Genomic DNA, 8,303 nt, shown 5'->3' on the forward strand with positions numbered 1-8,303 from the left:
AGTGTTTCTTAATATGATGTTAATGCATTCCAATCGGCGGCCTTTTTCTGCCCCCGCAACGTTTCAAAGCGCACCGTATCATCTTTTTCTTCGGGCGCGTTGACGAAGTGTACAAAGCGTTTGCGTATTTCGGGATTGTTAACCGCCGCTTTCCATTCGCATTCATAGGCATCGACTAGTTCCTGCATCTCTCTTTCCCAAATCTCGGCCATGCCCAGGCCGTCGTTCACCACCACGTTGCGCAGGTAGTCGATGCCGCCTTCCATCTTGTTCAACCAGGTAGCCGTCCGCGTAAGCGGATCGGCAGTCCGTATGTAGAACATGAGAAACCGATCGATATATTTGATGCAGGTGGCCGAATCGATGTCGCTGGCGAGGAGTAGCGCATGCTGTGGTTTACTGCCGCCATTGCCGCATACATGGAGGTTCCACCCTTTCTCCGTGGCGATGATGCCGAAGTCTTTGCTCTGTGCTTCGGCACATTCGCGCACACATCCGCTAACGGCGGATTTGAGTTTGTGCGGCGACCGCAATCCCCGGTAGCGTTCTTCGATCTGGATGGCGAAGGAGACGCTGTCGTGTAGCCCGAAGCGGCACCAGGTGCTGCCGACGCAGCTTTTTACCGTGCGCAGCGCCTTGCCATAGGCGTGGCCGCTTTCGAACCCGGCGGCAATCAATTCTTCCCAGATGTCCGGTAGGTCATTCAGGTGTGCACCGAACAGGTCGATCCGTTGACCACCGGTGATTTTGGTGTACAATCCGTACTTTTTGGCAACCTGCCCGATGACAATCAGTTTGTCGGGATGGATTTCACCTCCGGGCACACGCGGAACCACCGAGTAGGTGCCCCCGCGTTGGATGTTGGCCAGGAACCGATCGTTGCTGTCTTGCACCACATCATTGCCGCGGCTCAGGATCATCTCGTTCCATAGGCTCGCCAGGATGGAAGCCACCACCGGCTTGCAGGTTTCGCATCCGTCGCCCTTGCCCACGCTATCCAATACGTCGTCGTAGCTTTTCAGTTGGTGTATCTTCACCAGGTCATAAAGCTCCTGCCGGCTGTAGTTGAAATGCTCGCAGATGGTTGCACGGATGTATTTGCCCTGCTGTTTCATGGTGTGGGCAATCAGGTCCTTTACCAGGGGAACACAGCCGGCGCAGCCGGTGCCCGCTTGGGTGCGTTTGCTCACGCCGTCGAAGGTCTCGCACCCCCCGTTGGTCACCGCGTCGCATATCTGGGCTTTCGTAACCCCTTCGCAGCTACAGATGAGCGCCGAATCGGGGAGGGAATCCAACCCCGGGCCACTGGGTTTGCTGCCGGTTTTTTCCCCTAGCAGGAGTACTTCCGGGTCGGCAGGGATGGGCATGTTGTTGTTTACGGTCTGCAATAACATGTTATAGCTGCTGGCTTCGCCCACGAGTATGCCTCCAAGCAGCCGTTTGCCGTCGGAGCTGATGTTCACCCGCTTGTACACGCCTTTGTTGGCGTCGTCGAGGAGGATGGTGCGGGCGTGGGGTTCGGTGATGAACGGGTCGCCGAAGCTGGCCACGTCTACTCCCATCAGCTTGAGTTTGGTGCTCATGTCAAAGCCGTTGAACGATTTTTCTTCATCGCAGATCGTACAGGCCGCAACTTCAGCCATCTCGTATCCTGGCGCTACCAGGCCATAGATCATCTCGTTTGATAAGGCACACTCACCGATGGCCAGTATGGCCGGGTCGGACGTGCGCATGTTTTCGTCAACAATAATGCCGCCACGCGGGCCGGTGGCCAGGCCGCAAGCCGTCGCCAGCTCGTCGCGCGGCTTGATGCCGGCGGAAATGATGAGGATATCCACGTCGATTTGGGTGCCATCGGCAAAGGCCAGTCCGGTGATGCGGTTATCGCCAAGTACCTGGCTGGTCGATTTCTGCAAGAGGCAACTGAGCCCTAGGTTGTCCAGTTTGGTTTGCAGCGTACGGCTGGCACTTTCGTCGATTTGCCGCGGCATCAGGCGGGGTGCGAATTCGATGACCGTCGAGGCACCGATGCCTAAATCCACGAGCGCCTTCGCTGCTTCCAAACCAAGTAGCCCCCCGCCGATGACGGCGCCTTTTTTTGCCTGCGTGGCATATGCCCTTATCCGGTCGAGATCCTGGATGGTACGATACGGGAAGACACCTTCTTTATCCACCCCCGGTATGGGGGGCACAAAAGCGGCCGATCCAGTGGCCAATACCAGGAAATCGTAGTCGATTTGGAGACCTTTCGATGAAGTGATCGTTTTATTATCCCGATTTATTGAAATGACCGGGTCATTTAGGTGTAATTCGATGTCATTTTCGGTATACCACTCGTCTCCGGATAGGTAAAGTTGTTCCAAAGTCTTGTCGCTGAAGTAACTGGTGAGATGAACACGGTCGTATGCGCGTATTTCTTCTTCTCCAAATGCTATTATCTTGGAAATTTTGTCTTTTTTTCTAATTTTTTCACAAAATTTATGACTTACCATGCCATTTCCAATAATAATTATTGTTTTTTGCTGCATTTTAATCGTATTAATTTATTAAAAGACAAAATAATATTATTTACGATTGCTAAAGTAGAGTTTTTTTATAAAAAATGAATAATTAATATTATTTATTTAACAATAAAATGTATTTTTGTTTATCATATTATTAATATATATCATTTTTTGATGTTAAATATACAAAATATGTTCTATATTGTGGGTTCTGGTCCGGGGGATCCCGAATTACTTACCCTAAAAGCGTGTAAAGTGCTGGCGAAGGCGGATGTCGTGCTATTCGATAACTTGGTAAATGCCGATTTGCTGGATATTTCGCCTCCCCATTGCATAAAGCGGTACGTAGGCAAGAAGCCTTTCGGCAAATATATTCCACAAGACAACATCAACGCGTTGATTGCGTATTACTGTACCCACTACGGGACGGTGGTGCGATTGAAGGGAGGCGATCCCTATATATATGGCAGGGGCTTCGAAGAATGGGCTGTGGCCAAGCGCTTGGGAATACAGGTCACTTATGTGCCCGGAATAACCAGTATGCAGGGAGTGGGGACATGGGATATCCCCCTTACCCATCGCGGGACCAGCGAAGGCGTATGGGTATTGACCGGTATGAAGCGTGATGGCAATATCGCGTCGGATTTGTCGCTGGCCGCGCAAAGCAATTCGACGGTGGTCATCTATATGGGTATGCGCAAGCTTTCCGAGATTGCACGCACCTATGTGATGCACGGCAAAGGCGATACGCCCGCTGCCGTCGTGCAGGACGCGACGAAGCCGGAGAGCCGCAAGGTGACCTGTGCTGTGCGCGACCTGGCACGATGCTGCCGGGAGGCCGGTATGCGTAACCCGGCGATTATTGTCATCGGCGACGTTGTCAACCTCAATGAAGCGCTGACATCCTTTTCGGTAAAGCGCAACGTGGTGTAGTATATATAATTAGGCGTACAACATATCAAATAGCAATGGTTAACAATCGGCAACCACTTACCAAACTCAATATTTTTTCGTTTAAAGGTATCCAGATGCGGACATTCCATATCACCTGGATCACCTTTTTTTTCTGCTTTTTCGGATGGTTTGGCGTAGCGCCGCTGATGCCGATCATCCGCGACCAGCTGGGGTTGACCAAAAGTGAGGTTGGTAACGTCATCATCGCCTCCGTTTCGGCCACTATCATTGCCCGTCTAGTCATCGGCAAGCTGTGCGATACACTGGGGCCGCGGCTAACCTACACGATCCTGCTGATGGTGGGGGCTATTCCGATGATGCTTATTGGTCTCAGCACGAGCTACGCATCGTTCTTGATATTTCGTTTCTTCATCGGCATCGTGGGCGCCTCTTTTGTTATCACCCAATTCCATACGTCCATGATGTTCGCGCCCGGCATTGTGGGCACCGCCAATGCCGTAACCGGTGGCTGGGGGAATCTGGGTGGCGGGGTCACCAATTTGCTGATGCCATTGATTGCCGCCGGTTTTGCAGCGCTGGGCTTCGTAAATGAAACCGACTCATGGCGTTTGGCGATGGTGGTGCCCGGTGCCATCCTCCTGCTCATGGCTTTTATATACCACCGGTATACGACGGATACCCCAGCTGGGAATTTCAAGGACTTAGCACCGAGGTACAACACGGCTAGGAACCAGAAGGGCGCCTTATCCGTGGCGTTGCGCGATTACCGCGTATGGATCCTCACACTGGCCTACGCCGCGTGTTTCGGCATCGAGATTACGGTGGATAACGTGGCCGCTACATTTTTTATCGACCGTTTCGGCACCGGCATCATAGCGGCTGGCGCCATGGCCAGCATATTCGGGGGGATGAATCTATTTGCGCGTGCGCTCGGTGGATTGGTCAGCGACCGCATAGGCCGGAAATTTGGCTTGCGGGGGAAGGGGGCCTTGCTGGGATGGTTGTTGGTTTTGGAAGGCTTGGGCATTACGTTATTTGCACTGTCCAACACGTTGTTGCTGGCCGTGATATCCATGTTGGTCTTCGCGCTGTTCTTGAAAATGGCAAATGGCTGCACCTACGGAATCGTGCCATTTATCAATAAGGACAACATCGGCGTGGTCAGCGGGATCGTGGGGGCAGGGGGGAACCTCGGCGCGGTGCTGGTGGGGTTCCTTTTCAAAGCTGAACACTTGACCTACGCGGATGCTTTCCAATATATCGGGATAGGTGTGGTTTTCATCGGGTTCTTGGTTGTCGTTACCCGGTTCCAGGCAAAGCCACTGGCTGAGGCGGTTTCGCGCAAATGGGTGCTTGATCGGTAACATAAAAGATGGATGGGACAACATTTACGATGAAGAAAACAGAAGTAACCAGTACTTGCTGTTATTGCGGGGTCGGCTGCGGAGTGAAGGCTCATTTGGATAAACACGGCTTGGTGACGGTGACCGGCGATGAGGACCACCCCGTAAACCGTGGTAAATTATGTAGCAAGGGCATGAATTTGCAGTATACCGTCAACGATCGGTCCGATCGGCTGTGCCATCCGCAAATGCGTTACCACCGCGGTATGCCCCTGCAACGGGTGAGCTGGGATGATGCCCTTACCCGTACGGCGGCGGTGTTCCGATCTTTGATTTCAACGTATGGGCCCGATTCGGTGGCGTTCTATGCCTCGGGGCAGTGCCTCACCGAAGAGTACTATGTGGTCAATAAGCTCATTAAAGGGTTTATCGGTAGCAATAATATCGATACCAATTCGCGCCTGTGCATGAGCAGCGCGGTTGCTGCCTATAAGATGAGCCTAGGTGAAGACTCGGTACCGATTTGCTACGACGATATCGAACTGGCCGACTGCCTGTTGGTTGAAGGAGCCAACCCTGCCTGGTGCCACCCGATTTTGTGGCGCCGGGTCGAAGCGCACAAAGCGCAAAACCCCCACACCAGGATCATCGTCGTGGATCCCCGCAAGACGGATTCCGCTGCCATCGCCGATATCCATTTGCAGATCCAGCCCGGCACCGATATGGTACTGAACTATGCGCTGGGTAGACTGTTGATTGAAAATGGCGACATCGATAGCGACTTTATCGGAAAACATACCGAAGGGTTTGGAGCGTATAAAGCACGGGTGTTTGAGCGGACCGTGGCAGAAGCCGCCAGGATTTGCTGCGTGCCCGAAGGGGAGGTCCGGCAAGCCGCCACCTATATCGGCAGGTCCAAGTCGCTTTTGACGCTGTGGACGATGGGACTCAACCAAAGCGTGAAGGGGGTAGACAAGAACCTGTCGCTGATCGACCTCAATCTCATCACAGGCCGGATAGGGAAACCGGGGTCGGGGCCTTTCTCGCTAACGGGCCAGCCCAATGCCATGGGGGGACGGGAAGTAGGTGGCTTGGCCAACCTGCTCCCGGCGCACCGCGATTTGAACAACGATGCCCACCGGCGGGAAGTGGCCGACTTCTGGGGAGGGACCCCGATCTCCGAAACCCCGGGGCTCACCGCCACCGAAATGTTCGATGCCCTGGCCGATGGGAAGCTGAAAGCCATCTGGATCCTATGCACCAATCCGCTCACCAGCCTTCCGGATGCCCGGAGAGTTGAGCAGGCTTTGAAAAACGCTAAATTTGTCGTTGTGCAGGAAATCAGCAATAAGCCGCAGACGCTGGAATATGCCGATGTAATCCTGCCCGCCGCCGCCTGGGCGGAGAAAGAAGGAACCATGACCAATTCTGAACGCCGGATAAGCCATCTGCATAAAATCATCGACCCGCCCGGAGAGGCGCTCCCGGATGCCGAGATCATCTGCCGTTTTGCCCAAAAGATGGGGTATCGTGGATTTGACTATGCCGGTCCGGAAGCTATATACAGGGAGCATGCACGGCTCACCGCGGAAACGTCGATCCGGATCGACGGGCTGGATTATGCGCGGATAGATAGCCGCAGAACGGTTCAATGGCCCTACCAGAAGCGGAGCGATACGGGGACATCCCGCTTATTTGAAGACCACCGGTTTTATACGCCCACGGAAAAGGCCATCATCCATAGCCCCGATGCCGATACACCGAGCGAGCAACCCGACGCGGACTTTCCATTTATTTTAACAACCGGCCGTATCCGCGACCAATGGCACACCATGACCAAAACCGGTAAAGTGAGCAAGCTGAAGCAGCATATCGGCGAACCCCAACTGGAGATCCACCGAATTGACGCCGAGCGCTTGGGCATTGAAGAGGGCCGACTGGTAGAAATCACCTCGCGCCGGGGCAACGCACGGGTGAAAGCCACCATCGGTAACACCATCAAACCGGGTTGCGTGTTCCTACCCATGCATTGGGGCAAAAGCTGGGGATCTGACCTCAACAGGGCAAACAACCTCACCAACCCGCTGGTGGACCCCATCTCCAAAGAACCTGATTTCAAGTTCTGTGCCGTAAAGGTGGCCCCCTACCGGAAGCCTTTCGACCGGATCGTCATCGTGGGGGCCGGGGCGGGCGCCTTCGGGTTCGTGAAAGCGTACCGCGAGATCAACACGGCAGACGATATTACGGTATTCAGCAACGAAGACCTCCCGTTTTACAACCGGGTGATGCTGCCGCATTACGTGAGTGGCGACCAGCAGTGGGGCGACTTGGTGAAGATGCAGGACGAGGAGGAGCGTGACGTGTACCGCATCAACCATGTCCGGGGAGTGACGGTAACCCGCATCGACCGTTCGGCTAAATGTGTGGAAGACTCGCGGGGGATAAAGACCCCTTATGATGTATTGATTTTGAGCACCGGAAGCCGGCCGACGATGCCGAAGGATATCCCGGCGATGCCGGGCATTTTCAGTATGCGGCGACGCCCCGATGCCGATAACCTCCGCAAGTTCCTTCGCAAAGATGCATCCGTGGTTATTGTAGGCGGCGGCCTGCTGGGGTTGGAAATGGCGGCGAGCCTGCGTGAAATGGGTGTGAAAATAACCGTGGTGCAACGGGTGTCGCGCTTCCTGAACCGGCAGTTGGATGCGTTAGGCAGCCAGATGCTCCACGAGGAGATGGTGGAACAGGGTTGTGAAGTGTACTACAACGATGAAGTGCAGCTTTACTATGGGCGGAACAAGGTAACCAAGGTAGAGTTGAAGAGCGGCCGGCAAATCAGATGCGATGCCGTTCTCATTGCGATAGGCACGACCCCCAACATCGAACTGGCCAAGGCCGCGGGTCTCCAGTGCCAACGCGGCGTGGTGGTGAACAACCGGCTGCAGACCAGCGACCCCTCCATTTATGCCATCGGCGAGATTGCCGAGTTTGAGGGGACGCTGTATGGTATTACCGCTGCGGCCGAACAGCAGGGATCCGTAGTGGCACGCTACCACAATGGCGATGTAGGCAGCGTTTACCAGGGTAGCGTGTTTATGAATATCATCAAGATTCAGGGGTTCGATCTCTGTAGCATCGGCTTGGTAGATTGCCCCGATGATCGGTACGAGGAAATCGTTTTCATCGACAAGGCCAAACGCTATTACAAAAAGTGCATTGTTCACCAAGACCGATTGGTTGGTGCCATCTTGATCGGCGACAAGAACGAATTTTTGGAGTTCAAAGACCTGATAACGAACAAAACCGAGCTCAGTGAAAAACGGCTACGCCTGTTGAGAAGTGGCTCGGCGAAGGAGCCTGTCATCGGGAAGGTCGTTTGCAGTTGCAACCAGGTGGGCGAGGGGAACCTGACCAACCTTATCCGGTCGGGATGTGCCGAGCTGGGCGCGCTTTGCGACGCCAGCGGTGCCGGCAGCGGGTGTGGATCCTGCCGGCCGCAGGTGATGGCGATTTTGGAGGGCTTTTTGGCAGCGACGGAAAA

The 8,303-nt window shown here is 54.2% G+C and carries 4 protein-coding genes; 3 read left to right on the forward strand and 1 reads right to left on the reverse strand.

Annotated features, from left to right (window positions below; genetic code table 11):
- Window positions 1–8: 8 nt before the first annotated feature.
- Window positions 9–2,528: a nitrite reductase large subunit NirB gene (gene nirB / locus ACO1NT_RS16815; protein ID WP_449049900.1), complete on the reverse strand. Its 2,520-nt coding sequence runs from the start codon at window positions 2,526–2,528 to the stop codon at window positions 9–11.
- 150 nt (window positions 2,529–2,678) lie between these two features.
- Between nirB and cobA the strand changes: the two genes are divergently transcribed.
- The 3 genes from cobA to ACO1NT_RS16830 form a co-directional block, all read left to right on the forward strand.
- Window positions 2,679–3,437 carry a uroporphyrinogen-III C-methyltransferase gene (gene cobA, locus ACO1NT_RS16820; protein ID WP_449049901.1) on the forward strand — a complete coding sequence of 253 codons (759 nt, stop codon included), beginning with the start codon at window positions 2,679–2,681 and terminating at the stop codon, window positions 3,435–3,437.
- A 95-nt stretch (window positions 3,438–3,532) separates the two neighbouring features.
- Complete coding sequence (locus ACO1NT_RS16825; protein ID WP_449049902.1) at window positions 3,533–4,783, forward strand: MFS transporter; 1,251 nt, start codon at window positions 3,533–3,535, stop codon at window positions 4,781–4,783.
- 29 nt (window positions 4,784–4,812) lie between these two features.
- Window positions 4,813–8,303: molybdopterin-dependent oxidoreductase (locus ACO1NT_RS16830; protein ID WP_449049903.1), on the forward strand; the 3,491-nt coding region annotated here is incomplete at its 3' end.

The sequence above is a fragment of the Parapedobacter sp. genome (genome assembly GCF_053550995.1).

What these genes read in the sequence shown, in the direction of transcription:
- cobA (WP_449049901.1), top strand. Translation starts at nt 2,679, where the DNA reads ATGTTAAATATACAAAATATGTTCTATATTGTGGGTTCTGGTCCGGGG.
- nirB (WP_449049900.1), bottom strand. Translation starts at nt 2,528, where the DNA reads ATGCAGCAAAAAACAATAATTATTATTGGAAATGGCATGGTAAGTCAT.
- ACO1NT_RS16825 (WP_449049902.1), top strand. Translation starts at nt 3,533, where the DNA reads ATGCGGACATTCCATATCACCTGGATCACCTTTTTTTTCTGCTTTTTC.